Source organism: Pseudomonas aphyarum (assembly GCF_028657055.1).
Lineage (GTDB): Bacteria > Pseudomonadota > Gammaproteobacteria > Pseudomonadales > Pseudomonadaceae > Aquipseudomonas > Aquipseudomonas aphyarum.
Map to the genome: position 1 here is coordinate 134,285 of NZ_JAMDGS010000013.1, position 24,026 is coordinate 158,310.

Annotated in this window: 23 protein-coding genes; 14 read left to right on the forward strand and 9 right to left on the reverse strand. The window is 61.7% G+C overall.

The features are described from left to right. Positions 1–23: 23 nt before the first annotated feature. Complete coding sequence (locus tag M5G18_RS19920; protein ID WP_273897708.1) at positions 24–2,372, reverse strand: hybrid sensor histidine kinase/response regulator; 2,349 nt, start codon at positions 2,370–2,372, stop codon at positions 24–26. A 303-nt stretch (positions 2,373–2,675) separates the two neighbouring features. Between M5G18_RS19920 and M5G18_RS19925 the strand changes: the two genes are divergently transcribed. The 4 genes from M5G18_RS19925 to M5G18_RS19940 all read left to right on the forward strand — a co-directional run bounded on the left by M5G18_RS19925 (position 2,676) and on the right by M5G18_RS19940 (position 6,196). Further along, positions 2,676–3,473, forward strand: coding sequence for a hydroxymethylpyrimidine/phosphomethylpyrimidine kinase (locus tag M5G18_RS19925; protein ID WP_007958699.1), 798 nt, complete (start codon positions 2,676–2,678; stop codon positions 3,471–3,473). Positions 3,474–3,497: 24 nt separating this feature from the next. Beyond that, entirely contained in the window at positions 3,498–4,121 is a 624-nt protein-coding gene (gene thiE, locus M5G18_RS19930) for a thiamine phosphate synthase (RefSeq protein WP_085608753.1), read from the forward strand. 10 nt (positions 4,122–4,131) lie between these two features. Beyond that, positions 4,132–5,415, forward strand: a complete 1,284-nt coding sequence (hemL, locus tag M5G18_RS19935; RefSeq protein ID WP_273897707.1) for a glutamate-1-semialdehyde 2,1-aminomutase — start codon at positions 4,132–4,134, stop codon at positions 5,413–5,415. Between the two features lie 226 nt (positions 5,416–5,641). Next, on the forward strand, positions 5,642–6,196 hold the full coding sequence (locus M5G18_RS19940; protein ID WP_217830152.1) for a tetratricopeptide repeat protein: 555 nt from the start codon (positions 5,642–5,644) through the stop codon (positions 6,194–6,196). A gap of 98 nt (positions 6,197–6,294) precedes the next feature. On the opposite strand, the gene M5G18_RS19945 is transcribed toward M5G18_RS19940, so the two are convergent. After that, complete coding sequence (locus M5G18_RS19945) at positions 6,295–6,624, reverse strand: DUF1820 family protein (RefSeq protein ID WP_007958692.1); 330 nt, start codon at positions 6,622–6,624, stop codon at positions 6,295–6,297. Between the two features lie 132 nt (positions 6,625–6,756). Here M5G18_RS19945 and miaB point away from each other — a divergent pair, with 132 nt between their 5' ends. From miaB to lnt, 5 genes are all read left to right on the forward strand, one after another. After that, a complete protein-coding gene (gene miaB / locus M5G18_RS19950; protein WP_011336083.1) occupies positions 6,757–8,085 on the forward strand; it encodes a tRNA (N6-isopentenyl adenosine(37)-C2)-methylthiotransferase MiaB in 1,329 nt (442 codons plus the stop codon). A 123-nt stretch (positions 8,086–8,208) separates the two neighbouring features. Continuing rightward, positions 8,209–9,213, forward strand: coding sequence for a PhoH family protein (locus tag M5G18_RS19955; protein WP_273897706.1), 1,005 nt, complete (start codon positions 8,209–8,211; stop codon positions 9,211–9,213). After that, complete coding sequence (gene ybeY, locus M5G18_RS19960; RefSeq protein ID WP_007958682.1) at positions 9,206–9,700, forward strand: rRNA maturation RNase YbeY; 495 nt, start codon at positions 9,206–9,208, stop codon at positions 9,698–9,700. Before M5G18_RS19955 ends, ybeY begins: the two co-directional genes overlap by 8 nt. 5 nt (positions 9,701–9,705) lie before the next feature. After that, positions 9,706–10,545 (forward strand): HlyC/CorC family transporter, encoded by an 840-nt coding sequence (locus M5G18_RS19965; protein WP_007909641.1) that lies wholly within the window; start codon positions 9,706–9,708, stop codon positions 10,543–10,545. Between the two features lie 14 nt (positions 10,546–10,559). After that, entirely contained in the window at positions 10,560–12,083 is a 1,524-nt protein-coding gene (gene lnt / locus M5G18_RS19970) for an apolipoprotein N-acyltransferase (protein WP_273897705.1), read from the forward strand. Between the two features lie 35 nt (positions 12,084–12,118). On the opposite strand, the gene M5G18_RS19975 is transcribed toward lnt, so the two are convergent. After that, positions 12,119–12,898, reverse strand: coding sequence for a YdcF family protein (locus M5G18_RS19975; RefSeq protein WP_273897704.1), 780 nt, complete (start codon positions 12,896–12,898; stop codon positions 12,119–12,121). 105 nt (positions 12,899–13,003) lie between these two features. Next, positions 13,004–13,327 carry a hypothetical protein gene (locus M5G18_RS19980; RefSeq protein WP_007958676.1) on the reverse strand — a complete coding sequence of 108 codons (324 nt, stop codon included), beginning with the start codon at positions 13,325–13,327 and terminating at the stop codon, positions 13,004–13,006. A gap of 254 nt (positions 13,328–13,581) precedes the next feature. On the opposite strand from M5G18_RS19980, the gene leuS reads away from it, so the two are divergent. From leuS to M5G18_RS20005, 5 genes are all read left to right on the forward strand, one after another. After that, positions 13,582–16,188: a leucine--tRNA ligase gene (leuS, locus tag M5G18_RS19985; protein WP_273897703.1), complete on the forward strand. Its 2,607-nt coding sequence runs from the start codon at positions 13,582–13,584 to the stop codon at positions 16,186–16,188. An 87-nt stretch (positions 16,189–16,275) separates the two neighbouring features. Further along, positions 16,276–16,881 (forward strand): LPS-assembly lipoprotein LptE, encoded by a 606-nt coding sequence (locus M5G18_RS19990; protein ID WP_273897702.1) that lies wholly within the window; start codon positions 16,276–16,278, stop codon positions 16,879–16,881. A 39-nt stretch (positions 16,882–16,920) separates the two neighbouring features. Continuing rightward, complete coding sequence (gene holA / locus M5G18_RS19995; protein ID WP_007958673.1) at positions 16,921–17,958, forward strand: DNA polymerase III subunit delta; 1,038 nt, start codon at positions 16,921–16,923, stop codon at positions 17,956–17,958. A gap of 141 nt (positions 17,959–18,099) precedes the next feature. Then, entirely contained in the window at positions 18,100–18,264 is a 165-nt protein-coding gene (gene arfA / locus M5G18_RS20000) for an alternative ribosome rescue factor ArfA (RefSeq protein WP_273897701.1), read from the forward strand. A 61-nt stretch (positions 18,265–18,325) separates the two neighbouring features. Then, a complete protein-coding gene (locus M5G18_RS20005) occupies positions 18,326–19,648 on the forward strand; it encodes a lytic murein transglycosylase (protein WP_273897700.1) in 1,323 nt (440 codons plus the stop codon). A gap of 51 nt (positions 19,649–19,699) precedes the next feature. Here the strand turns inward: M5G18_RS20005 and M5G18_RS20010 are convergent, their stop codons facing one another. The 5 genes from M5G18_RS20010 to M5G18_RS20030 all read right to left on the reverse strand — a co-directional run bounded on the left by M5G18_RS20010 (position 19,700) and on the right by M5G18_RS20030 (position 24,009). Then, on the reverse strand, positions 19,700–20,647 hold the full coding sequence (locus tag M5G18_RS20010; protein WP_273897699.1) for a S66 peptidase family protein: 948 nt from the start codon (positions 20,645–20,647) through the stop codon (positions 19,700–19,702). 173 nt (positions 20,648–20,820) lie between these two features. Continuing rightward, the gene (gene lipA, locus M5G18_RS20015) at positions 20,821–21,819 is read right to left on the reverse strand and encodes a lipoyl synthase (RefSeq protein ID WP_162130488.1); all 999 of its coding nucleotides are present in this window, start codon (positions 21,817–21,819) and stop codon (positions 20,821–20,823) included. A gap of 25 nt (positions 21,820–21,844) precedes the next feature. After that, on the reverse strand, positions 21,845–22,492 hold the full coding sequence (lipB, locus tag M5G18_RS20020) for a lipoyl(octanoyl) transferase LipB (protein ID WP_273897698.1): 648 nt from the start codon (positions 22,490–22,492) through the stop codon (positions 21,845–21,847). After that, on the reverse strand, positions 22,492–22,767 hold the full coding sequence (locus M5G18_RS20025) for a DUF493 domain-containing protein (RefSeq protein WP_007958664.1): 276 nt from the start codon (positions 22,765–22,767) through the stop codon (positions 22,492–22,494). The genes lipB and M5G18_RS20025 overlap by 1 nt, the downstream gene beginning before the upstream one ends. 84 nt (positions 22,768–22,851) lie before the next feature. Then, on the reverse strand, positions 22,852–24,009 hold the full coding sequence (locus M5G18_RS20030; protein ID WP_007958662.1) for a D-alanyl-D-alanine carboxypeptidase family protein: 1,158 nt from the start codon (positions 24,007–24,009) through the stop codon (positions 22,852–22,854). Positions 24,010–24,026 lie beyond the last annotated feature (17 nt).

The window sequence follows — 24,026 nt, forward strand, 5'->3', positions numbered from 1 at the left end:
TAAATACCGGCGCTTTCACCCTATCAGTAACTCAGCACCCGCCGCTGCATCGCAACCTGCAGATCCTCGAATTTCACTGGTTTGCTCAGGTAATCGATCGAGCCACCCGACGCGCAATGCTCGCGATCCGCCCCCAGCGCGATCATGAACACCGGCAGATGGGCGCATCCCGGCAGGTCACGAATCTGGCAACACAGCGATGCCCCGTCGAGCGGTGGCAGCTGGCAATCGATCAGCACGGCATCGAAGCGCTCGCGCTGCAAACAGTCGAGCGCCGCCGCGCCGTGGTCGGCGGTGCGCACCCGGAAACCGAGCTTGAGCAACATGCCGCGCATCACCAATTGGTTGACGCTGTTGTCGTCCACCAACAGCACGGTGCAGTCCTGAGGCGCACGCACGGTGTCGCGGCTGAACGCCGGCACGGCTTCCACTTCCGGCAACTCAAACTCGACATCCAGTTGAAAGCGGCTGCCACTCCCCGGTTCGGAACGGTGCGTGAGCTTGCCACCGAGCAATTCCACCAATTGACGGCAGATCGCCAGGCCGACACCCAACCCGCCGTATTCGCGGGTCATCGAACCATCGAGCTGGAAGAACCGCTGATACATCGTCGCCTCGCCCAGATCGGTAAAACCGATGCCGGTGTCGATCACCGCGAAGGACAGCGCCAGGCGATTGTCCGTCGACGGTTTGCCGGTGACCCGCAATGCCAGACCGCCGACGCGGGTGAACTTGATCGCGTTGTCCAGCAGGCATTCCAGGCATTGCGCGAGTTTGGCGCTGTCGCCATGCAGGCGATCCGGCAGGGTCGGCAGTACGTCGACCTTGAAGTCCAGCGACTTGCTCGAAGCGTTGCCATCGAACTGAATCCGCAACGCCTCGACCACCCCGCGCAGGCTGAAACTGCCCGGCGTGGCCTTGAGCTTGCCGGCCTGCAATTCGGTCAGGGTCAGGATGCCGTTGACCATGCGCATCATGTCCCGCGCCGAACCGGCGGCGGTCTGCTGATATTGCTCCAGTTCCGGATCGAGTTCGACGGTCTGCATCAGCTCCAGCGAACCGATCACGCCATTCATCGGCGTACGCAGTTCGTGGGTCAGGGTCGCGAGGAATTCGTCCTTGAGCTTGTTGCTGTGGGCCAGTTGCTGGTTAAGCACTTCAAGTTTCTGGCCGGCGTCGAACAGGGTCTGCGCCTGTTGTTCGCGCATCGCGTTGATGCGGTCGGCCAGCGCCAGCGACAGCAGCGCCACTTCAATGGCCGAACCGATTTGGCTGGCGTACATGGTCAGGAACACATTCGGCAGCAGGCCCAGCACCATCATGGTGTTGACGATGCCGCCGATCAGGAACGCCGACCAGGCAATGATGAAATAACGCGCCACCCGCAGACCACGCCACCAGGCCAGGATCCCGGCGGCGAAGATCACCACGGTAAAGGTCAGCGCCAGGGTCGTTGCCAGACGCAGGGCCAGGCCATAACTGGTCATCAACGACAGGCCGATCACCACGGCGCCAAAAACGATCAAGGCGATCAGCAGACGATCGAGCCAACGACTGTGGTTCCTGGTCTGCAGGAAGCTACGGGCGAACTGGCTGCCGAACAGTCCCGCGCAACCAATGAAGAACGGCGTGGCGGCGTTGGCCCACCACGGGTTGTCCGGCCAGAAATACTCGACCGCCGCGCCATTGACCGACAGCTGATAAAGGCCGAACGAAGCGATATAGAAGATGTAATAGAGGTAACTGGTGTCGCGCACGCTCAGGTAGATGAACAGGTTGTAGACCAGCATCCCCAGCAGCACGCCATAAATGATCCCCAGCACGTAGAGGCGCACCGGCTGGTCTTCAAGGTACGCGGTGCTCGACCACAACGTCACCGGCGCCTGAATCGAGCCTTCGCTGGACAACCGCAGATAAACGGTTCGCTGCTGATCCGCCTTGAACGCCAGGTCGAACAGGTAATTGTTCTGGCGGATCTCGCGACTGGCGAACGGCAAGGCGTCGCCGGTCTGCCGCACCAGACGGTAGTCGCCAGCGGCATCGGGCAGATACAGGTCGAGATGATCAAGCGGCGGATACGCCAGTTCCAGCAGCCAGCTGCGCTGCGCCGACGGATTGGTCGGGCGGTAATGCAGGTCGATCTTCAGCCAGAACGCCGAGCGCGAATAACCGGCATTGAGCGTGGCTTTGTCATGGGGTTTGAAGTTTCCGGCAGCGGCTTGCGCGCGGACGTCGGCAATGCTCGCCTGACCGCTCGGGTCTTCGAACACTTGCAGGGATCGACCCAGCGGAAGGCTCTGGGTGAACTCGTCGAACTCGACGGCGCTTGCCAGGAGGGGCAAGCAGAACAGCAACATCAACAAATAGCGCATTGAAGCCCCAGCGTGGCTTGGCCGGTTGTGTCAGGAAGCCCCCCATTCCCTTTGAGATGACGTAAAACCGGTATTACCTGTTATTGGTTTGGATCCACTCTAGCATAGCCGTTGATGGCCATTGAGCACCATGGAAATTTTTCCGACGAAGGCTCTAGAACGGGCGTTCCAGAGCAGAACGCCGGACTAGAGCTGTTTGCTCGGTCAAATTGTGACAAGCACTGCGGATCCGCTACCCGTGTTATCGGCAGGACGCTGCGCCACAACACCCGAAAAACAGGTTTGGTGGTAAGCTCGCGCACCATGAATATCTACAGCTCACGCCCCGTTGTCCTCTGTCTCTCCGGCCACGACCCCAGTGGTGGCGCCGGCTTGCAGGCAGATATCGAAGCCCTGCTCGCTCAGGGTTGCCATGCGGCTCCGGCCGTCACCGCCCTGACCGTGCAAGACACGGTCAATGTCACTGACTTTCGCGTCCTCGACCGTGAGTGGGTACTGGCCCAGGCCAATGCCGTGCTCAACGATTCCGAAGTCGCGGCAGTGAAACTGGGCATGCTCGGTTCCCTGGAAATGGTCGACACCGTCGTCGAACTGCTTCAGGCGCACCCGCACTTGCCAGTGGTCTGCGACCCGGTGCTGCGCGCCGGCGGCGGCGGACGCCTGGGCAAGGACGAAGTCGGCTACGCCATGCGCGAACGCCTGCTGCCGCTGTCGATCATCGCCACCCCCAACCTTCCCGAAGCCCGGATCCTCGCCGAACTGCCAGAAGGCACCGCGGACGAGTGCGCTGAAAAACTGTTGCCGTACATCAAGAACCTGCTGATCACTGGCGGTCACGGCGACGAAACCGAAATCCACAATCGCCTGTACAGCCGCGACGGCCTGCGCGAAACCTTCAAGTGCCAGCGCCTGCCGGGCAGCTATCACGGTTCCGGTTGCACCCTGGCCAGCACCCTCGCCGGTCGCCTGGCACTGGGCGAAAACCTCGCCAGCGCGGTGCGCACGGCACTGGATTACACCTGGCGCACCCTGCGCGATGCCGAACAGCTGGGCAAAGGCCAGTTCGTGCCGCGTCGCCTGCCGCTGGATTTCTGTTCCTGATGTTCCGAGCCTGAGGTCTGCGCGATGAAACTACGTGGCCTGTATGCCATCACCGACAGCCAGTTGCTGGCCGGCAAGTTTCTGTCCTACGTGGAGGCGGCGCTGGAAGGCGGCGTCACCCTGCTGCAATACCGCGACAAGAGCAGCGACGAAGCCCGCCGTCTGCGTGAGGCCGAAGCCCTGCGCGATCTGTGCGAACGCTACAAGACGCAACTGATCATCAACGATGACGCCGAACTGGCCGCACGCCTGAACGTCGGCGTGCACCTTGGCCAGACCGACGGCCCGCTGTCGCCGACCCGCGCCCTGCTCGGCTCCAAGGCGATCATCGGTTCGACCTGCCACGCGCAGCTTGAACTGGCGGAGCAGGCCGCCAAAGAAGGCGCGAGTTACGTCGCCTTCGGTCGCTTCTTCAATTCAAACACCAAACCCGGTGCACCGAGTTGCAGCCTCGATCTGCTCGACGAGGCCAAACGCACCCTGCACCTGCCGATCTGCGCGATCGGCGGCATCACCCTCGACAACGCTGCGCCATTGGTGGCCCACGGTGTCGATCTGCTGGCCGTGGTCCATGGCCTGTTCGGCGCCGACAGCACCGCCGAAGTGACCCGCCGCGCCCGCGCCTTCAATGAATTACTAAAAGTCTGAGAGCCCGATCATGTCTCGTTCCGAAACCCTGTTTGCCAACGCCCAGAAACACATTCCCGGTGGCGTGAACTCGCCGGTGCGCGCATTCAAGAGCGTCGGCGGTACGCCGCTGTTCTTCAAGCACGCCGAAGGCGCCTACGTCACTGACGAAGACGACAAGCGTTATGTGGATTACGTCGGCTCGTGGGGCCCGATGATCCTCGGCCACAGCCACCCGGACGTGCTGGATGCGGTGCGCAACCAGTTGCAGCACGGCCTGTCCTACGGCGCGCCGACCGCGATGGAAACCGAGATGGCCGATCTGGTCTGCTCGCTGGTGCCATCGATGGAGATGGTGCGCATGGTCAGCTCCGGCACCGAAGCGACCATGAGCGCGATCCGTCTGGCCCGTGGCTTCACCGGCCGCGACAGCATCATCAAGTTCGAAGGCTGCTACCACGGTCACTCCGACAGCCTGCTGGTCAAGGCCGGTTCCGGCGCACTGACCCAGGGTGTGCCAAGCTCCGCCGGCGTACCGGCGGCATTCGCCAAACACACCCTGACCCTGCCGTTCAACGACATCGACGCCGTTGAAAAAATGCTCACCGAAGTCGGCCAGGACGTCGCGTGCATCATCGTCGAGCCCGTGGCCGGCAACATGAACTGCGTACCGCCGGCGCCAGGTTTCCTCGAAGGCCTGCGCAGCCTGTGCGACAAGCACGGCGTGGTGCTGATTTTCGACGAAGTGATGACCGGTTTCCGTGTTGCCCTCGGCGGTGCCCAGGCTTACTACGGCGTAACCCCGGACCTGACCACCTTCGGCAAGATCATCGGCGGCGGCATGCCGGTCGGCTGCTTCGGCGGCAAGCGCTCGATCATGGAGCGCATCGCACCGCTGGGCCCGGTCTATCAGGCAGGCACCTTGTCGGGTAACCCGCTGGCGATGGCCGCCGGCCTGACCACCCTGCGCCTGATCAGCCGTCCGGGTTTCCACGCCGAACTGACCGACTACACCACGCGCCTGCTCGACGGCCTGCAACAGCGCGCCGATGCCGCCGGCATTCCGTTCGTGACCACCCAGGCGGGCGGCATGTTCGGTCTGTACTTCAGCGGTGCCGACGACATTGTTACTTTTGAAGACGTGATGGCCAGCGATGCAGCGCTGTTCGGCCGCTTCTTCCACCTGATGCTGGAAGGTGGCGTGTACCTGGCACCTAGCGCCTTCGAAGCCGGTTTCACCTCGATCGCCCATGGCGAAGCCGAGCTGAAACTGACCCTCGACGCCGCCGAGCGCGCCTTCGCCAAGTTGAAGTAAAACGCCCCGCCGCTGACGTTGGCCATTGCCAGCGTCAGCGTTCTCCTACATCCGCACGCCTTTTCCGACACGCCTGCCAAAAATCTCCCATAAAGTGGGCGATATATTTCCCGCGCAGCAGAAAATCGAGTAAAGACTTTGTAAGGATGGCCCTGCTTATTTCATAATGCGCGCTTATTGGATCCCTCGACGGGTCCGCGCGCCCTTCAGAGGTAAGTCGATTCCCATGAACCGCACCGGCCGCACCCTTGCCTTGGGCTGCCTGTTGCTCCTTCAGCCGCTGCTCGCACATGCACAAGCAGGCGGCAACTCGTTGTTGATCCCGGCGATGGGTCGCTGCACCCTCAATACTCAGCCGCAAGATGTCACGCAGGCCCTCGCCGCCTGCCAAAAGGCATCGGATGAGGGGGATGCGCAAGCGCAATACGAGTTGGGTGAGTTCTACTACGACGGCAAGAATGCGCCGCGCGACCTCAATCAAGCCCTGAGCTATTTCGAAAAGGCCTCGCTGCAAGGCCACGCCCAGGCGCAATTCAAGCTCGGCACCATGTTCTTCCACGGCGAAGGTGTGCAGGCCAACAACATTCAGGCGTACATCGTGCTGAAGATGGCGGCGGTCAACGGTGCAGAAGATGCGCTGGATACGGCCGACGAAGTCTCCGAAAAAATGTCTCGCGAAGATCTTGAGACTGCCACGCAAGTGCTCGGGCAAATTTTCCGTAAATACCTGATGGAATTGCAGAGCGCCGACGGGCGTACGCCGTTCTCGCCCCTGCCCTGACTAACGACAGTTCCCGCGCTGTGCGTCACTGACGCGGAGCGTCGAAGGCGGCATTCCCACGCAGAGCATGGGAACGATCACTTCCATAAAAACCGGCTTTACTTCTCGGGCATCGGCACCGGAAACGGCATCACATTGCCAACGCCGCCACGGGCTTCACTGATCTTCGGCGTCCCCAGCCGCTCGACCTCGTCGATACGCACGATCGAGTGCATCGGCACAAAGCTGCGCACCACGCCTTCGAACTGCGCCTTGAGCTTTTCTTCGCTCGGGTCGACGACCACTTGCGTGCGCTCGCCAAAGACGAACTCTTCCACTTCCAGGAAGCCCCACAGATCACTTTGATAGATCTGCTTGGCGTACATTTCGAACACCTGGCCCTGGTTGAGGAAAATCACCTTGTAGATTGGAGCTTCGCGTTTGGTCATGGCGGGCGGACGACATCGGGGTAAAAATGAGGGCGCGAACTATAGCATAGCCACCGGACGCGCAGCGGTAGGAACCTGGGGACATGTTCCCTATAATGCGCGGTTCTTTGAACCACGTGACGACCCTATTCCATGGCCAAGAAGCTTTACATCGAAACCCACGGTTGCCAGATGAACGAGTACGACAGCTCGCGCATGGTCGATCTGCTGGGCGAACACCAGGCCCTGGAAGTCACGGCGCGCGCCGAAGATGCCGACGTGATCCTGCTCAACACCTGCTCGATCCGCGAACGCGCCCAGGACCGGGTGTATTCCCAGCTCGGCCGCTGGCGCGAACTGAAACTGGCCAACCCGGACATGGTGATCGCCGTCGGCGGTTGCGTGGCCAGCCAGGAAGGCGCGGCGATCCGTGATCGCGCCCCGTACGTCGACGTGGTGTTCGGCCCGCAGACCCTGCACCGTCTGCCGGAAATGATTGACGCCGCGCGCATCAGCAAGCTGCCGCAAGTCGACGTCTCGTTCCCGGAAATCGAAAAATTCGACCACCTGCCCGAGCCCCGCATCGACGGCCCGAGCGCCTACGTGTCGGTGATGGAAGGCTGCAGCAAGTACTGCACGTTCTGCGTGGTGCCCTACACCCGCGGCGAAGAAGTCAGCCGGCCGTTCGACGACGTGATTGCCGAGATCATTCACCTGGCCGAAAACGGCGTGCGTGAAGTGACCCTGCTGGGCCAGAACGTCAACGGTTATCGCGGGCTGACCCACGACGGTCGCCTGGCGGACCTGGCCGAACTGATCCGCGTGGTCGCGGCGGTCGACGGCATCGACCGCATCCGCTACACCACCTCGCACCCGCTGGAATTCTCCGACAGCCTGATCCAGGCCCACGCCGAAGTGCCGGAACTGGTCAAGCACCTGCACTTGCCGGTGCAGTCGGGTTCGGACCGGATCCTGGCCGCGATGAAACGCAACCACACGGCGCTGGAGTACAAATCCAAGCTGCGCAAACTGCGCGCCGCCGTACCGGGCATCTGCATCAGCTCGGACTTCATCGTCGGCTTCCCGGGGGAAACCGAGAAAGATTTCGAACAGACCATGAAGCTGATCGCCGACGTCGGTTTCGACTTTTCCTACTCGTTCGTCTACAGCCAGCGCCCGGGCACCCCGGCCGCCGATCTGGCCGACGACACCCCGGAAGAATTGAAGAAAGAACGCCTGAACGCCTTGCAACACCGCTTGAATCAGCAAGGCTTCGAGATCAGCCGACAAATGGTCGGTTCGGTCCAGCGGATTCTGGTGACCGATTATTCGAAGAAAGACCCGGGCGAACTGCAAGGGCGCACCGAGAATAACCGTATCGTCAACTTCCGCTGCGATAATCCGACCCTGATCGGCCAGTTCGCCGACGTCCACATCGACGCGGCGCAACCGCACTCGCTGCGCGGCTCGCTGATCCAGTAACACCGCAAGGAGACCCCGCCAGACGGCTGAATCGATGCAAGGCTTTTTAAGAGCTTTCGCACCCACGCCGCTGGCGTTATCCTTGATTTCATCCTAATTGCCCCAGGGCGGCTAAATACGACCTTGAACGCACCCATCGAACCACATCGTTTTATCCTCGAGCCCTTTGAGGCTCGCCGCTTCGCCAATCTGTGCGGGCAGTTCGACGAGCACCTGCGGCTGATCGAACAGCGCCTGGCCATCGAGATCCGCAACCGCGGTAATCAGTTCGAACTGATCGGCGAACCCAAGCACACCACTTCTGCGGAAAACCTGATTCGCCGCCTGTACCGGGAAACCAAGGGTTCAGAGCTGTCGCCAGATACGGTGCACCTGTTCCTCCAGGAATCGGCCGTCGAGCAACTGGACAACCACGCCCCCGCCGAAGCCTCCGTCGCACTGCGCACCAAGAAAGGCATGATTCGCCCACGCGGCTTGAATCAGCTGCGCTACGTGAAGGAAATCCTGGGCAACGACATCAACTTCGGCATCGGCCCGGCCGGTACCGGCAAGACCTATCTGGCTGTCGCCTGCGCGGTTGATGCGCTGGAGCGTGAACAGATCCGCCGCATCCTGCTGGTGCGTCCGGCGGTCGAAGCGGGTGAAAAACTCGGCTTCCTGCCCGGCGACCTGTCGCAGAAGATCGACCCGTACCTGCGCCCGCTCTACGACGCGCTCTACGAGATGCTCGGCTTCGAATACGTGGCCAAGCTGATCGAGCGTCAGGTGATCGAAGTCGCGCCGCTGGCCTACATGCGCGGCCGTACGCTGAACAACAGCTTCATCATTCTCGATGAGAGTCAGAACACCACCGTCGAGCAGATGAAGATGTTCCTGACCCGGATCGGTTTCGGCTCAACAGCCGTGATCACCGGCGACATCACCCAGGTCGACCTGCCGCGCGGCACCAAATCCGGACTTCATCACGTCATCGAAGTCCTGAAAGATGTGCCGGGCATCAGCTTCACCCACTTCCAGCCCAAAGACGTGGTGCGCCATCCGTTGGTGCAACGCATCGTCGAAGCCTACGAGCGCTTCGAGACGCGTGTGGCCGATGAAACACCGAAGGACAATCGCCACGATGCTTGAGCTTGACCTGCAAATCGCGACCGAAGCGTCTGCGCCGACCGAAGCCGAGTTCCGCCAATGGTGCGAACTGGCTCTGCGCCAGCGCACCGCCGACTCGGAAATGACCATTCGTCTGGTCGACGAGGAAGAAGGCCGCGAACTGAATCACACCTGGCGCCACAAGGATTACGCGACCAACGTCCTGTCCTTCCCCGCCGAAGTGCCTGACGAGTTTCTCGACATTCCATTGCTGGGCGATCTTGTGATCTGCGTGGCGGTGGTCGAGCGCGAAGCTGCCGAACAGGGCAAGGAACTAAAGGCCCACTGGGCACATCTGGTCATTCACGGCTGCTTGCATCTGCTTGGTTACGACCATATAGATGACGAGGAAGCCGAGGAAATGGAAGCACTGGAACGCGAGTTGCTTGCCGAATTGGGTTATCCCGATCCGTACGCGGACGACGAAACCGAAACATCCCCTACTGTTACAACAAAGGATTCAGAGTAATCGCTATGAGCGAAGATCGATCGAGCAACGGGCAAAAGTCATGGCTGGGTAAACTGACCCAGGCTTTTGCCCACGAGCCGAAGAACCGCCAGGAGCTGCTTGAGCTGCTGCGCGATGCACATCAGAACAAACTGCTGGACAGCGAAGCGCTGGCCATCGTCGAAGGCGCCATCCAGGTGGCTGACCTGCAGGTTCGCGACATCATGGTGCCGCGCTCGCAGATGATCAGCATCAAGGCGACCCAGACACCCCGCGAATTCCTCCCCGCTGTGGTCGACTCGGCCCACTCGCGCTACCCGGTCATCGGCGAAAGCCATGACGACGTGATGGGCGTGCTGCTGGCCAAGGATCTGCTGCCGCTGATCCTCAAGGAGAACGGCGACAGCTTCAACATCAAGGACCTGCTGCGCCCGGCCACCTTCGTGCCGGAGTCCAAGCGTCTGAACGTGTTGCTGCGTGAATTCCGCGCCAACCACAACCACATGGCCATCGTCATCGACGAATACGGCGGTGTGGCCGGTCTGGTGACCATCGAAGACGTTCTTGAGCAGATCGTCGGCGACATCGAAGACGAGCACGACGTCGAAGAGGACAGCTACATCAAGCCGCTGCCCAGCGGTGATTTCCTGATCAAGGCCCTGACGCCGATCGAGAACTTCAACGAGTTCTTCGACAGCGAATTCTCCGACGACGAGTTCGACACCGTTGGCGGGCTGGTGATGAGCGCGTTCGGGCACTTGCCAAAACGCAACGAAATCACTGAAATCGGCGCCTACCGTTTCCGCATCTTGAACGCCGACAGCCGTCGGATTCATTTGCTGCGACTGACGCCCATTGCTCGTTAATTCTAAGGACTGAAATGCGCTGGACAACCCGCCCCGGCTGGCCCGGTAACCTGCTGGCCGTGGCGGCCGGTGCAATCACCACCTTCGCTCTGGCACCGTTCGATCTCTGGCCGCTGGCGTTGCTGGCGGTCGGCCTGTTCTATGCCGGCCTGCGCGAGCTGAGCCCGCGTCAGGCGCTGGGGCGTGGCTGGTGTTTCGGTTTCGGCCTGTTCGGCGCCGGCACCAGTTGGATCTATTACAGCATCCACCACTTCGGCGGCGCTTCGGTGCTGCTGGCCGGGTTCCTGATGCTGATCTTCACGGCGGCCATTGCCTGGTTCTTCGCCCTGCCCGCGTGGCTGTGGGCGCGCTGGCTGCGGCGTAACGAAGCGCCGGTGGCTGATGCCCTGGCCTTTGCGGCGTTGTGGGTCGGCCAGGAAGCTTTCCGTGGCTGGTTCCTCACCGGTTTCCCGTGGCTGTATTCCGGTTACAGCCAGCTCGACGGCCCGCTGGCCGGGCTCGCGCCAGTAGGTGGCATGTGGCTGGTGTCGTTCGTCCTGGCACTGACCGCTGCACTGATCTACAACGCACCGCGTCTGCTGCAAACCCGCCGCAAAGCTTTCATCGCTACCGGTCTGGTATTGCTGATCGGGCCATGGGCGGCAGGCATTGCACTCAAGGGTCATGCCTGGACCAGCCCGGCCGGCGCGCCGCTGACCGTCGCTGCGATTCAGGGCAACGTCGCCCAAAGCATGAAATGGGACCCGGCCGAACTCAATGCGCAGCTTGCGCTGTACCGCGACCTGAGCTTCCGTTCGAAACCCGTGGACCTGCTGATCTGGCCGGAAACCGCCGTACCGGTACTCAAGGAGTCCGCCGAGGGCTACCTGAACATGATGGGCAACTTCGCCGCCGAGCGTAAATCGGCGCTGATCACCGGCGTACCGATCCGCGAAATGGTCCGTCACGAAAAACGCTTCTTCAACGGCATCACCGTAGTCGGCGAAGGCGACGGCACTTATCTGAAGCAGAAACTGGTGCCATTCGGCGAGTACGTACCGTTGCAGGATATCCTGCGCGGGCTGATCGCGTTCTTCGACCTGCCGATGTCCGACTTCGCCCGCGGCCCTGCGGATCAGGCCCTGTTGCAGGCCAAGGGATATCAGATTGCACCGTTCATCTGCTACGAAGTGGTGTACCCGGAATTCGCCGCCAGTCTGGCGGCACGCAGCGACCTGCTGCTGACCATCAGCAACGACACCTGGTTCGGCACCTCGATCGGCCCGCTGCAACACCTGCAGATGGCGCAGATGCGTGCGCTTGAAGCCGGACGCTGGATGATCCGCGCCACCAACAACGGCGTGACCGGGCTGATCAACCCGTTTGGCCAGATCACCGAGCGCATCCCGCAGTTCGAACAGGGCGTGCTGTACGGCGAAGTGGTGCCGATGCACAACCTGACGCCGTATCTGCAATGGCGCTCGTGGCCGCTGATCATCCTGTGCGTGGTGCTGTTCGGCTGGGCGCTGATGACCAATCGGATGTCCAAGACGCTCTGAAAGCCTGTTCACTCCCGCGTCCTGCGCGGGAGTGATCAATCGGCGCTTTCATTCCCTCGGTAGAACAGCGAATAGCCAATCTGCCCCACCGCCTCGTTCATCAACTGCCCGCTCTGCCAGATCGACTTGAACTCCGGCAGCCAGCCGCCAAACGGCCGGGCATTGTCAGTACCGAGGAAACCGACCGGCGCCGGCACCACTTCGAATCCGGCCTGTTGATAACTCCACACCGCTCGCGGCATGTGCCAGGCCTGGGTCACCAGCACGATGCGTTTGACGCCTTCCGGCAACAGCACTTTGGCGCTGAATTCGGCGTTTTCCCACGTGGTGCGGCTCTCCCCTTCCTGCCAGCGCACCGTCACCCCGAAATCATCGCGCAACGAGTCGGCCATCAATTTGGCTTCAGTCGGCGGCGTACCGTAATGCAGGCCACCGCTGGTCAGAATCGGCAACCCCGAAGCCTTGGCCAGTCGCGCCGCATAACGCTGGCGCTCGAGCCCGACACCGGTCGGTTGATCCTCGCCCCAGGCCACATCGCCGCGTTCGCGACCGGAGCCCAGCACCACAATCGCATCGGCGCGCTGCGCCAGGCTTGTCCATGAATCCCGGGCAAGCGGCGGCTCGCGCTCCAGGGCCTTCGCGCCCCATTGCACGACCACCGGCAGGCTCATCAGCCAGAACCCGCCAAAACCCAGGGCAAAACACAGCCCCGCCAGCCGAGGCCGCGAGCGACGCAGCCACCAGGCCGCGAGCAACAGCAGCAAAAGAAGGCCGGGCGGCAATAGAAGTTGTTTAATGAAATAACGAAAAGGCATCGAGCATCTCCAGAGATGCCCGAAGCCTAAGTGGGTTGATACAGCGCGACAACCAGTAGGGTCGGATCCCGTTGAAAAAGATCCGCTTTTTGACCTGCCATGCGTTTACTTGGCCTGCAGAGTCCGCACCTTGACGGGGTCTCTGCCGGGCGCCTTGTCCTTGAGCCAGATGACATTGGCCGTATGGGCTGCATCGAGTTGTTTCACTGCTTGTGACAGGTATCCGTGGGTTTCACGCTCACTGCGATCCAGATAGGCCTTGACCAGTTTGAACTCGGCGGGACTCAAGCCACGCAATTCCAGCTCCAGGGGGCGCTCGTCGCGCAGCCTTCCAGCGGTTTTTGCCGCGTCCAGGGCCATACCCAGACGATCGATCAACCGCTCGTACAACTCGGGTTTGGTAACGTTTTTTTGCTGTGACTCCACCATCCCTCACCTCATTGAAGATAAGACTCACTCCCCAGTTAGAGCTTAGCTTCGCTGCACAAACCGGCTGCACGCCGCGACCAACGGCCCTCGCCGCAATTTTGACCGGTCAAACGGCTGCAATCAGGGTTTCCCTAGGCCGAGCGCGGTCATGTATGCTACGGCGCTTCCTGTAACTCCACTTCCAGCTCGTCCGGCACGCCCCGAACGTCGCATTGAAGAGGATTAGGCCACCCCTATCCAGTACAAAAGTAGCCATGCACGAACAATATCAGCCCCGTGAAATCGAAGCCGCCGCCCAGTCGTTCTGGGACGAGCAAAAGTCCTTTGAAGTCAGTGAACAGCCAGGCAAGGAGACTTACTACTGCCTGTCGATGTTCCCTTACCCCAGCGGCAAGCTACACATGGGGCACGTGCGCAACTACACCATCGGCGACGTGATCTCCCGCTACCAGCGCATGCTCGGCAAGAACGTTCTGCAACCGATGGGTTGGGACGCCTTCGGCATGCCGGCGGAAAACGCCGCGATGAAGAACAACGTGGCCCCGGCCAAGTGGACCTACGAAAACATCGCCTACATGAAATCCCAGCTGCGCAGCCTGGGCCTGGCGGTGGACTGGTCGCGCGAAGTCACCACCTGCAAACCGGATTACTACCGCTGGGAACAATGGCTGTTCACTCGCCTGTTCGAAAAAGGCGTGATCTACCGCAAGAACGGCACCGTGAACTGGGACCCGATCGACCAGACCGTTCTGGCCAACGAGCAGGTAATCGACGGTCGCGGCTGGCGTTCCGGCGCGCTGATCGAAAAGCGCGAAATCCCGATGTACTACTTCAAGATCACCGCCTACGCGGATGAGCTGCTGGAGAGCCTCGACGAACTGACTGGCTGGCCAGAACAGGTCAAGACCATGCAGCGCAACTGGATCGGCAAGTCGCGCGGGATGGAAGTGCAGTTCCCGTACAACGTCGATTCGATCGGCGAAAGCGGCACCCTGAAAGTCTTCACCACCCGTCCGGACACCCTGATGGGCGCGACCTATGTCGCCGTGGCTGCCGAGCACCACCTGGCCGCTCTCGCCGCGAAGAACAACCCTGAGCTGCAAGCGTTCATCGCCGAATGCAAGGGCGGCAGCGTCGCCGAAGCCGACGTCGCCACTCAAGAGAAAAAAGGCCTGCCGACCGGCCTGTTCGTCGAGCACCCACTGACCGGCGAGAAACTGCCGGTGTGGGTCGCCAACTACGTGCTGATGCACTACGGCGACGGCGCGGTCATGGCTGTGCCGGCGCACGACGAGCGCGACTTCGAGTTCGCCCACAAGTACAACCTGCCGGTCAAATCCGTGGTGCGCACCAGCTCCGGCGAAACCAACCCGGCGCCATGGCAGGACGCCTACGGCGAGCACGGCACGCTGATCAACTCCGGCGAGTTCGACGGTCTGGACTTCGCTGGCGCGTTCGACGCCATGGAAGTCGCCCTGATCAAGAAAAACCTCGGCGCCTCGCGCACCCAGTTCCGTCTGCGCGACTGGGGCATCAGCCGTCAGCGTTACTGGGGCTGCCCGATCCCGATCATCCACTGCGATGCCTGCGGTGACGTGCCGGTGCCGGAAGATCAACTGCCTGTCGTTCTGCCGGAGGACGTGGTGCCGGACGGCGCCGGTTCGCCGCTGGCGCGCATGCCCGAGTTCTACGAGTGCGCTTGCCCGAAATGCGGTCAGCCTGCCAAGCGTGAAACCGACACCATGGACACCTTTGTCGAGTCGTCCTGGTACTACGCCCGCTACGCCTCGCCGCACTTCGAAGGCGGTCTGGTGGAAAAATCCGCGGCCGACCACTGGTTGCCGGTGGATCAGTACATCGGCGGTATCGAACACGCGATTCTTCACCTGCTCTACGCACGCTTCTTCCACAAGCTGATGCGCGACGAAGGCCTGGTGAGCTCCAACGAGCCGTTCAAGAACCTGCTGACCCAGGGCATGGTGGTCGCCGAGACTTACTATCGTCGTGAAGCCAACGGTGCCTACACCTGGTTCAACCCGGCGGACGTGGAACTCGAGCGCGACAGCAAGGCCAAGGTCATCAGCGCCAGGCTGATCGCCGACGGCCTGCCGGTGGAAATCGGCGGCACCGAGAAGATGGCCAAGTCGAAGAACAACGGCGTCGACCCTCAGTCGATGATCGATCAGTTCGGCGCCGACACCTGCCGTCTGTTCATGATGTTCGCCTCGCCACCTGACATGAGCGCTGAATGGTCGGACTCCGGCGTGGAAGGCTCGCACCGCTTCCTCAAGCGCGTCTGGCGTCTGGCTCAGGCCCACATTACTCAGGGCCTGCCGGGCAAACTGGACATCGCCGGCCTGAATGACGAGCAGAAAGTCATTCGTCGCGCGATCCACCAGGCGATCAAGCAGGCCAGCCACGACGTCGGCCAGAACCACAAATTCAACACCGCCATCGCTCAGGTGATGACGCTGATGAACGTGCTGGAAAAAGCCGCGCAAGCGACCGAACAGGATCGCGCACTGGTTCAGGAAGGTCTGGAAACCGTGACGCTGCTGCTGGCTCCGATCACGCCGCACATCAGCCACGAGCTGTGGAACCGTCTGGGCCACGCCGATCCGGTGATCGACGCCGGCTGGCCGGTGCTGGACGAAAGCGCGCTGGTGCAGGACAGCCTGACCCTGGTTATCCAGGTCAACGGCAAGCTGCGTGGCCAGATCGAAATGCCGGCCGCCGCCACCCGTGAAGAAGTCGAAGCGGCAGCCCGTGCCAACGAAAACGTGCTGCGTTTCGTTGACGGTCTGACCATTCGCAAAGTGATCGTAGTGCCCGGGAAACTGGTCAATATCGTCGCCAGCTAATTGGATCGGGCGTCAGGTGAGCCTGACGCCCAGTAAAACCTTTCGGGCCACAGAGTCGGCCCACATGGTTTCAAGGGGAGCAACACAATGATCAAACGCAATCTGCTGGTGATGGGCCTCGCCGTCCTGTTGAGCGCCTGCGGTTTCCAGCTGCGTGGCACCGGCACCACCGAACTGACGATCAAGGAACTCGACCTGAGCGCCCGTAATGCCTATGGCGAGACCGTGACGCAATTGCGTCAGGTGCTGGAGGCCAGCGGCGTCAAGGTCGTTTCCGGCGCGCCATACAAGCTTTACCTGGCGGATGAGCAAGAGTCCCAGCGCATCCTCAGCTACGCCGGCGCCGGTCGTACTGGCGAATATCAGGTGAGCACCGTGCTCAACTACGATATCCGTGGCGAAAAAGACCTGCTGCTCAAAAGCGACAAGCTTGAAGTGCAGAAAGTGTTCATTCACGACGGCAACAACCTGGTGGGTTCCGACCAGGAAGCCAACGATGCCCGCCGTGAAACCCGCCGCGAGCTGGTGCAGCGCATGATGATCCGCCTGCAACAACTGACACCGGCGCAACTGGACGCTCTGCAACAAACCGCCAATGCACGGGCCAAGGCAGAAGCCGATGCCCTCGAAGCGGCGCAGAAGGCTGAAGCGGAAACCCCGCGTCAGTCGCCACTCGAACTGCCGCAACAGTAAGACGTTCGGGGCGCTCAGGCGCCCCGTTCGCCCTCTCTTATGAAGCTCGCTCCCGCCCAACTCGGCAAACACCTGCAAGGCGCTCTGGCGCCGGTCTACATCATCAGCGGCGATGACCCGCTGCTGTGTCAGGAAGCCGCCGACGCCATTCGCTCTGCTGCCCGTCAGCAAGGATTCGACGAACGCCAGGTCTTCGCCGCCGACGCCAATTTCGATTGGGGCACGTTGCTGCAGGCCGGCGCCAGCATGTCGCTGTTTGCTGAAAAACGCCTGCTGGAACTGCGCCTGCCTTCGGGCAAGCCCGGTGACAAGGGCGCTGCCGCACTCATCGAATACTGCTCGCGCCCGGCTGAAGACACGGTGCTATTGATCAGCCTGCCGAAGCTGGACGGCAGCGCGCAAAAGACCAAGTGGGGCAAGGCGCTGGTCGAGGGTCAGCAGACCCAGTTCGTGCAGATCTGGCCGGTGGACGCCAACCAGTTGCCGAGCTGGATTCGTCAGCGCTTGTCCCAGGCCGGCTTGTCGGCCAGTCAGGACGCGGTCGAGCTGATTGCCGCGCGGGTCGAAGGCAACCTGCTGGCCGCTGCGCAAGAGATCGAAAAGCTCAAGCTGATGGCCGAGGGCGGGCAAATTACCGTCGAAACCGTGCAGGCGGCCGTGGCCGACAGTGCGCGCTTCGACGTGTTCGGCCTGACCGACGCGGTGCTCAACGGTGAACCGGCTCACGCCCTGCGCATGCTCGAAGGGTTGCGCGGCGAAGGGGTCGAGCCGCCGGTGATACTCTGGGCCCTGGCCCGTGAGTTGCGCCTGCTGGCCAACATCTCGTTGCAATACAGCCAGGGCACGCCGCTGGACAAGTGCTTCAGTCAGGCCAAGCCGCCGGTCTGGGACAAGCGCAAACCGCTGATGAGCAAGGCCTTGCAACGCTACTCGGCGCAACGCTGGGCGCAGTTGCTGCTCGAAGCCCAGCGCATCGATGCGCAGATCAAGGGTCAGGCGGCGGGCTCGCCGTGGATGAGCCTGAGCCGGTTGGCGCTGTTGATGGCCGGTCAGCGTCTGACATTGCCTGCCGAATGAAATCCGGGATCGCGCTCTGCGATCCCGTTTTTTTACCGAGTCCATTTCCTACAGAACATCCCGCCTTCGGTCCTATAGACAGACGCCCGAGATCGGCAGATTATCTGCCGCGCAAAACCCCACTCAATCGAGAGAATCCTCATGAGCAAAAAGCCATCGAAACATGGCCACAACAAGGCCAAATCCATCGTTGCCCAACCCCTGTTCCGCAGCCGCCAGGAACGACCAACCAAGGGTAAAGGCAGCTACCGCCGCGAAGCCTTCCAGTCTGACAGCTGGGAGGCTTATTACTTTCTGGCCGCTTGAAGCACAGCACCCCTTCCTCATGTTAAGGTCTGCACCTGATTCGTATCCCCTGGACCTGTGCATGCCCCTCAGTCTTTCCCGTCGTTGGCCTTTCCGCCAACTGATCGCTGCCTCCAGCTTCGTACTGCTCGTCGCCTGCGCGGAAAAACCCACCGCCGCCGACGCTCAACCGCTTCAGACCGTCCCCGTTGCTACAGCCCCAGCGGTCATCCCGCCGGTAGTGCCGTCCGGTGACAACCTCGACCTGCAACCGACCCAGACCTTCGCCGAATGGCAGGCCGGTTTCCGCAAGGAAGCTCTGGCCGCCGGCATCCGTGCCGACCTGTTCGACCGCGCGTTCGCCAATGTCAGTTTCGATGCCAGCGTGATTCGCGCCGACCGCAGCCAGCCGGAATTCGCCCGGCCGGTCTGGGAATACCTGGACGGTGCTCTTTCGCCCTTGCGCGTGCGCAAAGGCCAGGCCCTGATCAGCCAGTACGCTGACATCCTGCAAAGCATCGAGCAGCGTTATGGCGTCGATCGTCAGGCGCTGGTGTCGGTGTGGGGGATGGAAAGCAACTTCGGCCAGTTCCAGGGCAGCAAGTCGGTGATCAACTCGCTGGCCACTCTGGCCTATGAAGGCCGCCGTCCGGGCTTTGCCCATGCGCAGCTGATTGCGGCGCTGCAGATCCTGCAACAGGGCGACATCACGCCGGAGAAAATGCTCGGTTCCTGGGCCGGCGCCATGGGCCAGACCCAGTTCATCCCGACCACCTACAACACCCACGCCGTGGATTTCGACGGTGACGGTCGCCGCGACATCTGGGGCAGCCCGGCTGACGCCCTGGCCTCCACCGCGCATTACCTGCAAAGCTCCGGCTGGCAGCGTGGCCAGCCGTGGGGCTTCGAAGTGCAACTGCCGAGCGGTTTCAACTACACCCTGGCCGACGGCGCAATTCGCAAAAGCGTCGCTGAATGGCGGCAACTGGGCGTGATCCTGCCGAACGGCGGTCAGGTGCCGGCCGGCTCCGAGCAACTGTCCGCTGCCCTGCTGCTGCCGGCCGGCTATCGCGGCCCGGCGTTCCTGATCCTCGATAACTTCCGGGCGATCCTCAAGTACAACAACTCGTCGTCCTATGCCTTGGCCGTCAGCCTGCTGTCCGAGCGCTTCAACGGTGCCGGCCTGATCAATGGCACCTGGCCAAAAGACGATCTGCCGTTGAGCCGCACCGAACGGATCGAACTGCAAAACCTGCTGACCGCGCGCAACTACGACGCCGGCGCGGCAGACGGGATCATCGGCGCCAATACGCGCAAGGCGATCCGCAGTGCGCAGCAGTCATTCGGCTGGCCGGCGGACGGTTATCCGACGCACAAACTGCTGGAAAGCCTGCGTAACCAGTAAAAACAAAAAGTCCGCCGCCTCTTCAGGCGGCGGTCTTTTTTTGTGGCTCGCTCAGCGAATCACCACATCCTGCTCCAGCATCAATTCCTTCTTACCCGCATCCAGTCGAACCAGCGCCCCCAGCGGCAGCGTCAGGTTCGGATCACAGTGCCCGCTGCGCCAGCCGGACAGCACGGGAATCCGCAACGGTTCAAAGGTCTGCTTGAGCAAGCGGTTCAAGGCTTCGACGTCCACGCCCGCCACATCCCCGACCAGCACGCCGCGCAATCTGGCCAACTTGCCCGCCAGACGCATCTGGGTCAGCAAGCGGTCGATCCGGTACAGCGGCTCGTTGATGTCCTCGATCAGCAGAATCACCCCTTCGACGTCGATTTCGTAAGGCGTGCCCAAAGTCGCGGCGATCATCGCCAGATTGCCACCCTGCAAACGCCCGTGGGCAATGCCTGGCTCAACGGTGGTCAACGGATAAGCCGCCGGATGACTCAGCACACTGCCAGCCTTCAACTGACCGCGCAGCATGGCGAAGAACGACGTCTCCGTCGGCGGTTCCTTGTCCCCCAGCAGATCGGCATTCAACAACGGCCCATGAAAGGTCACGAACCCGGCGTAGCGACTGATGGCCAGATGCAGCGCGGTGATGTCGCTGTAACCGACGAAGGGCTTGGCATGGCGGCTCAGCAGGTCGTAGTCGATCCGGTCCAGCAACCTTGGCGTGCCGTAGCCACCGCGCAGACAAATGATCGCATCCACCTCCTCGTCAGCGAACGCCGCGTGCAGATCGTTGAGCCGCACCTCGTCGCTGCCGGCCAGATAGCCATCCTTCTCGTAAACGCCAGGGAACACCCGCAAACCGTAACCCCGGGCGCGCATCCACTGAACGGCCTTTTCGGTATCCAGCGTGCCGGGGCCGGCGGGCGCAATGACGCCTATCAGTCCTTCCGACGGCAGTGCAGGCACAGGCTTGTGCGGAAAAAGGGTGTGGGTCGGTCGAACGGTCATCCATGGATCTCCCTGTGTGAAGTCATGCTCACACAGTAGTCAGGAACGGCGACAAACAGAAGAGCCTCGCCGCGCCGCAGATTGCAGGAAAAGTCAGTAACGAGTGTAAGCCAGGCAAAAAAATGCCCGCCGGGCGATAAACCCCGGCGGGCATTTTTTCATTCAGCGCTGAATCAGGAACCGAGCAGCTCGGCCTTGACCAGTTTCGCCTGCTCATCGGCGTGGTACGAAGAACGTACCAACGGGCCGGACGCGACGTTCTTAAAGCCCATCTTGTAACCTTCCTCGGCGAACCAGGCGAAGGTGTCCGGGTGCACGAAACGCTGCACCGGCAAGTGGCTGCGGGACGGTTGCAGGTACTGGCCCAGGGTCAGCATGTCGATGTCGTGTTCGCGCATGCGCTTCATGACTTCGATGACTTCGTCGTCGGTCTCGCCCAGACCCAGCATCAGGCCGGATTTGGTCGGGATGTGCGGCATCATCTGCTTGAAGCGTTGCAGAAGGGTCAGCGACCACTGGTAGTCCGAACCCGGACGCGCAGCCTTGTACAGGCGCGGTACGGTTTCCAGGTTGTGGTTGAACACATCCGGCGGCTCGGCTGCGGTGATTTCCAGGGCGATGTCCATGCGGCCACGGTAGTCCGGGACCAGGGTCTCGAGCTGCACGTTCGGCGACAATTTGCGGATTTCGCGGATGCAGTCGGCAAAGTGCTGGGCACCGCCGTCACGCAGGTCGTCACGGTCAACCGAGGTGATCACCACGTACTTGAGTTTCAGGTCGGCGATGGCGATGGCCAGGCTTTCCGGCTCGTTGACGTCCAGTGGCTTCGGACGACCGTGGCCGACGTCGCAGAACGGGCAACGACGGGTGCAGATGTCACCCATGATCATGAAGGTCGCGGTGCCGCCGGAGAAGCACTCGCCCAGGTTCGGGCAGGACGCCTCTTCGCAGACGCTGTGCAGCTTGTGCTTGCGCAGCAGGCTCTTGATGCGGTCGACTTCCGGCGAAACCGGGATGCGCACGCGGATCCAGTCGGGTTTCTTCGGCAGTTCGGTGGTCGGAATGATCTTCACCGGGATGCGTGCAACCTTCTCGGCGCCGCGCAGCTTGACGCCGGCTTCAACCTTGGGACGCGGGGCCGGGCGCTCGGTCACGTCGAGCGTCGGGATCATGGTTTGCACTGCATCAGTAGTCATATCAGTCGATTCCGCCCGTCAGGGTCGTCTGCTCAGCATAGTCGAGGTGTTTGACGAGCTGCACGCGCAGCCGGGCACTTACCTCGGCAAATTCAATCGATCCTGCGTGCTCGCTCAGCTGGGTCATCGCCAGCCCGGCATAGCCGCAGGGATTAATCCGTCGAAACGGCTCCAGGTTCATGTCCACGTTCAGGGCCAGGCCGTGAAAGGAACAACCGTGGCGAATCCGCAAACCCAGAGAAGCGATCTTCGCTCCGTCGACGTAGACGCCGGGAGCATCCGGTTTGGCCACGGCGGTCACGCCGTAGCTGGCCAGCAGTTCGATCAGGCAGCGCTCCATGCGGCTGACCAGATCGCGCACGCCGAAACCGAGTCGGCGCACGTCCAGCAGCAGGTACGCCACCAGTTGGCCGGGGCCATGGTAGGTCACCTGACCGCCGCGGTCGACCTGCACCACCGGAATATCCCCCGGCAGCAACAGGTGCTCGGCCTTGCCGGCCTGGCCCTGGGTGAACACCGGCGGGTGTTCGACCAGCCAGATTTCGTCCGGGGCCGTGGTGCCACGCTCGTTGGTAAAACGTTGCATGGCCTGCCAGACCGGCTCGTAAGCCATCTGGCCAAGCTCGCGAAAGCCCAGCGTGCCCGGCATCACAGCACCATGTGCACGAAACCGGTAGCCCGCAGTTCGCTGTTGATGTTGTACAGCTGATCCTGGTCGGTCGCGACGATGTGCAACTGGATGGTGGTGTACTTGCCGTTGCTGCTTTGACGCTCGTCGACACGCTCATCGTTGATCTTGGCGTGTTTCTTGACGATGTCGATGATCTTGTCTTTGTTGCCGACGCCCGTATCGCTGATCACCTTAACCGGATAATCAACCTGGGGAAATTCGATCTTTGGCGCCTTTACTTCGGTATCGGTCATGGCGTAACGGCCTCGTAAGCGTAAGCCCGGTAACGAACAAGGCCCCGCTCCGGATCGGAACGGGGCCATGCAGGTCAACTCAAATCAGTTGAACAAGCCGTAGAAGAATAGACGGATGCTATCCCACATGCGGCGGAAGATACCACCCTCCTCGACAGCGTCCAGGGCGATCAGGTCGGCGCTGTGCACCACCTTGTCATCCAGTTTCACTTCGACTTTACCGATCACGTCGCCCTTGGCGATTGGCGCGGTCAGTTGCGGGTTCATGGTCATGCTGGCAGCGAGCTTTTTCAGCTGGCCTTTCGGCAGGGTCATGGTCAGGTCTTGTGCCAAGCCGGCCTTGACCTGACTGGTGGTGCCTTTCCACACCGGGGCCTGAGCCAGTTCGGTGCCCTTCTGGTAGAAGGTCTGGGTTTCGAAGAAGCGGAAACCGTAGGTCAGCAGCTTCTGGGTCTCGGCGGCGCGGGCCACTTCGCTGTTGGTGCCGAACACCACGGCGATCAGGCGCATGCCGTCACGTACGGCCGAGGACACCATGCAGTAGCCGGCTTCGTCGGTGTGACCGGTTTTCAGACCGTCGACGGTCTTGTCGCGCCACAGCAGCAGGTTGCGGTTAGGCTGTTTGATGCCGTTCCAGAAGAACTCCTTCTGCGAGTAGATCGCGTAGTGAGCCGGGTCTTCGTGGATGATCGCGCGAGCCAGGATCGCCATGTCGTGAGCCGACGAGTAGTGCTCTGGGTTCGGCAGACCGGTCGGGTTCATGAAGTGGGTATTGGTCATGCCCAGATCGGCGACGGTCTTGTTCATCAGGTCGGCGAAGGCGTCTTCGCTGCCGGCGATGTGTTCGGAAACCGCGACGCTGGCGTCGTTGCCGGACTGGATGATGATGCCGTGCAGCAGGTCGCTGACAGTGACTTGCGAGCCGACCTTGATGAACATCCGCGAACCGCCGGTGCGCCAGGCGTTTTCGCTGACGGTCACCGGGTCGTTTTCACCGATCTGGCCGCGACGGATTTCCAGCGTGGCAATGTACGCGGTCATCAGTTTGGTCAGGCTGGCCGGCGGCAGGCGCTGGTCACCGTTGTTCTCCACCAGCACGTTGCCGCTGTTGGCATCCATGAGCACGTAGGATTTGGCGGCCAGTTGTGGTGGCGACGGCATCATCTCGGCCGCGAACGCGGCAGGCGAGAGGAGCAGCGGGACTAGCAGACACAGGCGTTTGGCAAAGGTGGTGATGTTCATCCGTCTCTCGAAATCGC

Excerpts from the sequence above, each read along its gene's own strand:
- hemL (WP_273897707.1), top strand. The coding sequence starts at position 4,132 with ATGTCTCGTTCCGAAACCCTGTTTGCCAACGCCCAGAAACACATTCCC.
- thiE (WP_085608753.1), top strand. The coding sequence starts at position 3,498 with ATGAAACTACGTGGCCTGTATGCCATCACCGACAGCCAGTTGCTGGCC.
- M5G18_RS19980 (WP_007958676.1), bottom strand. The coding sequence starts at position 13,327 with ATGGTGGAGTCACAGCAAAAAAACGTTACCAAACCCGAGTTGTACGAG.
- arfA (WP_273897701.1), top strand. The coding sequence starts at position 18,100 with ATGAGCAAAAAGCCATCGAAACATGGCCACAACAAGGCCAAATCCATC.
- M5G18_RS19925 (WP_007958699.1), top strand. The coding sequence starts at position 2,676 with ATGAATATCTACAGCTCACGCCCCGTTGTCCTCTGTCTCTCCGGCCAC.
- lnt (WP_273897705.1), top strand. The coding sequence starts at position 10,560 with ATGCGCTGGACAACCCGCCCCGGCTGGCCCGGTAACCTGCTGGCCGTG.
- leuS (WP_273897703.1), top strand. The coding sequence starts at position 13,582 with ATGCACGAACAATATCAGCCCCGTGAAATCGAAGCCGCCGCCCAGTCG.
- M5G18_RS19920 (WP_273897708.1), bottom strand. The coding sequence starts at position 2,372 with ATGCGCTATTTGTTGATGTTGCTGTTCTGCTTGCCCCTCCTGGCAAGC.
- M5G18_RS19990 (WP_273897702.1), top strand. The coding sequence starts at position 16,276 with ATGATCAAACGCAATCTGCTGGTGATGGGCCTCGCCGTCCTGTTGAGC.
- M5G18_RS19975 (WP_273897704.1), bottom strand. The coding sequence starts at position 12,898 with ATGCCTTTTCGTTATTTCATTAAACAACTTCTATTGCCGCCCGGCCTT.
- M5G18_RS20030 (WP_007958662.1), bottom strand. The coding sequence starts at position 24,009 with ATGAACATCACCACCTTTGCCAAACGCCTGTGTCTGCTAGTCCCGCTG.
- miaB (WP_011336083.1), top strand. The coding sequence starts at position 6,757 with ATGGCCAAGAAGCTTTACATCGAAACCCACGGTTGCCAGATGAACGAG.
- lipA (WP_162130488.1), bottom strand. The coding sequence starts at position 21,819 with ATGATCCCGACGCTCGACGTGACCGAGCGCCCGGCCCCGCGTCCCAAG.
- ybeY (WP_007958682.1), top strand. The coding sequence starts at position 9,206 with ATGCTTGAGCTTGACCTGCAAATCGCGACCGAAGCGTCTGCGCCGACC.
- M5G18_RS20005 (WP_273897700.1), top strand. The coding sequence starts at position 18,326 with ATGCCCCTCAGTCTTTCCCGTCGTTGGCCTTTCCGCCAACTGATCGCT.
- M5G18_RS19940 (WP_217830152.1), top strand. The coding sequence starts at position 5,642 with ATGAACCGCACCGGCCGCACCCTTGCCTTGGGCTGCCTGTTGCTCCTT.
- M5G18_RS20010 (WP_273897699.1), bottom strand. The coding sequence starts at position 20,647 with ATGACCGTTCGACCGACCCACACCCTTTTTCCGCACAAGCCTGTGCCT.
- M5G18_RS20025 (WP_007958664.1), bottom strand. The coding sequence starts at position 22,767 with ATGACCGATACCGAAGTAAAGGCGCCAAAGATCGAATTTCCCCAGGTT.
- M5G18_RS19945 (WP_007958692.1), bottom strand. The coding sequence starts at position 6,624 with ATGACCAAACGCGAAGCTCCAATCTACAAGGTGATTTTCCTCAACCAG.
- lipB (WP_273897698.1), bottom strand. The coding sequence starts at position 22,492 with ATGCCGGGCACGCTGGGCTTTCGCGAGCTTGGCCAGATGGCTTACGAG.
- holA (WP_007958673.1), top strand. The coding sequence starts at position 16,921 with ATGAAGCTCGCTCCCGCCCAACTCGGCAAACACCTGCAAGGCGCTCTG.
- M5G18_RS19965 (WP_007909641.1), top strand. The coding sequence starts at position 9,706 with ATGAGCGAAGATCGATCGAGCAACGGGCAAAAGTCATGGCTGGGTAAA.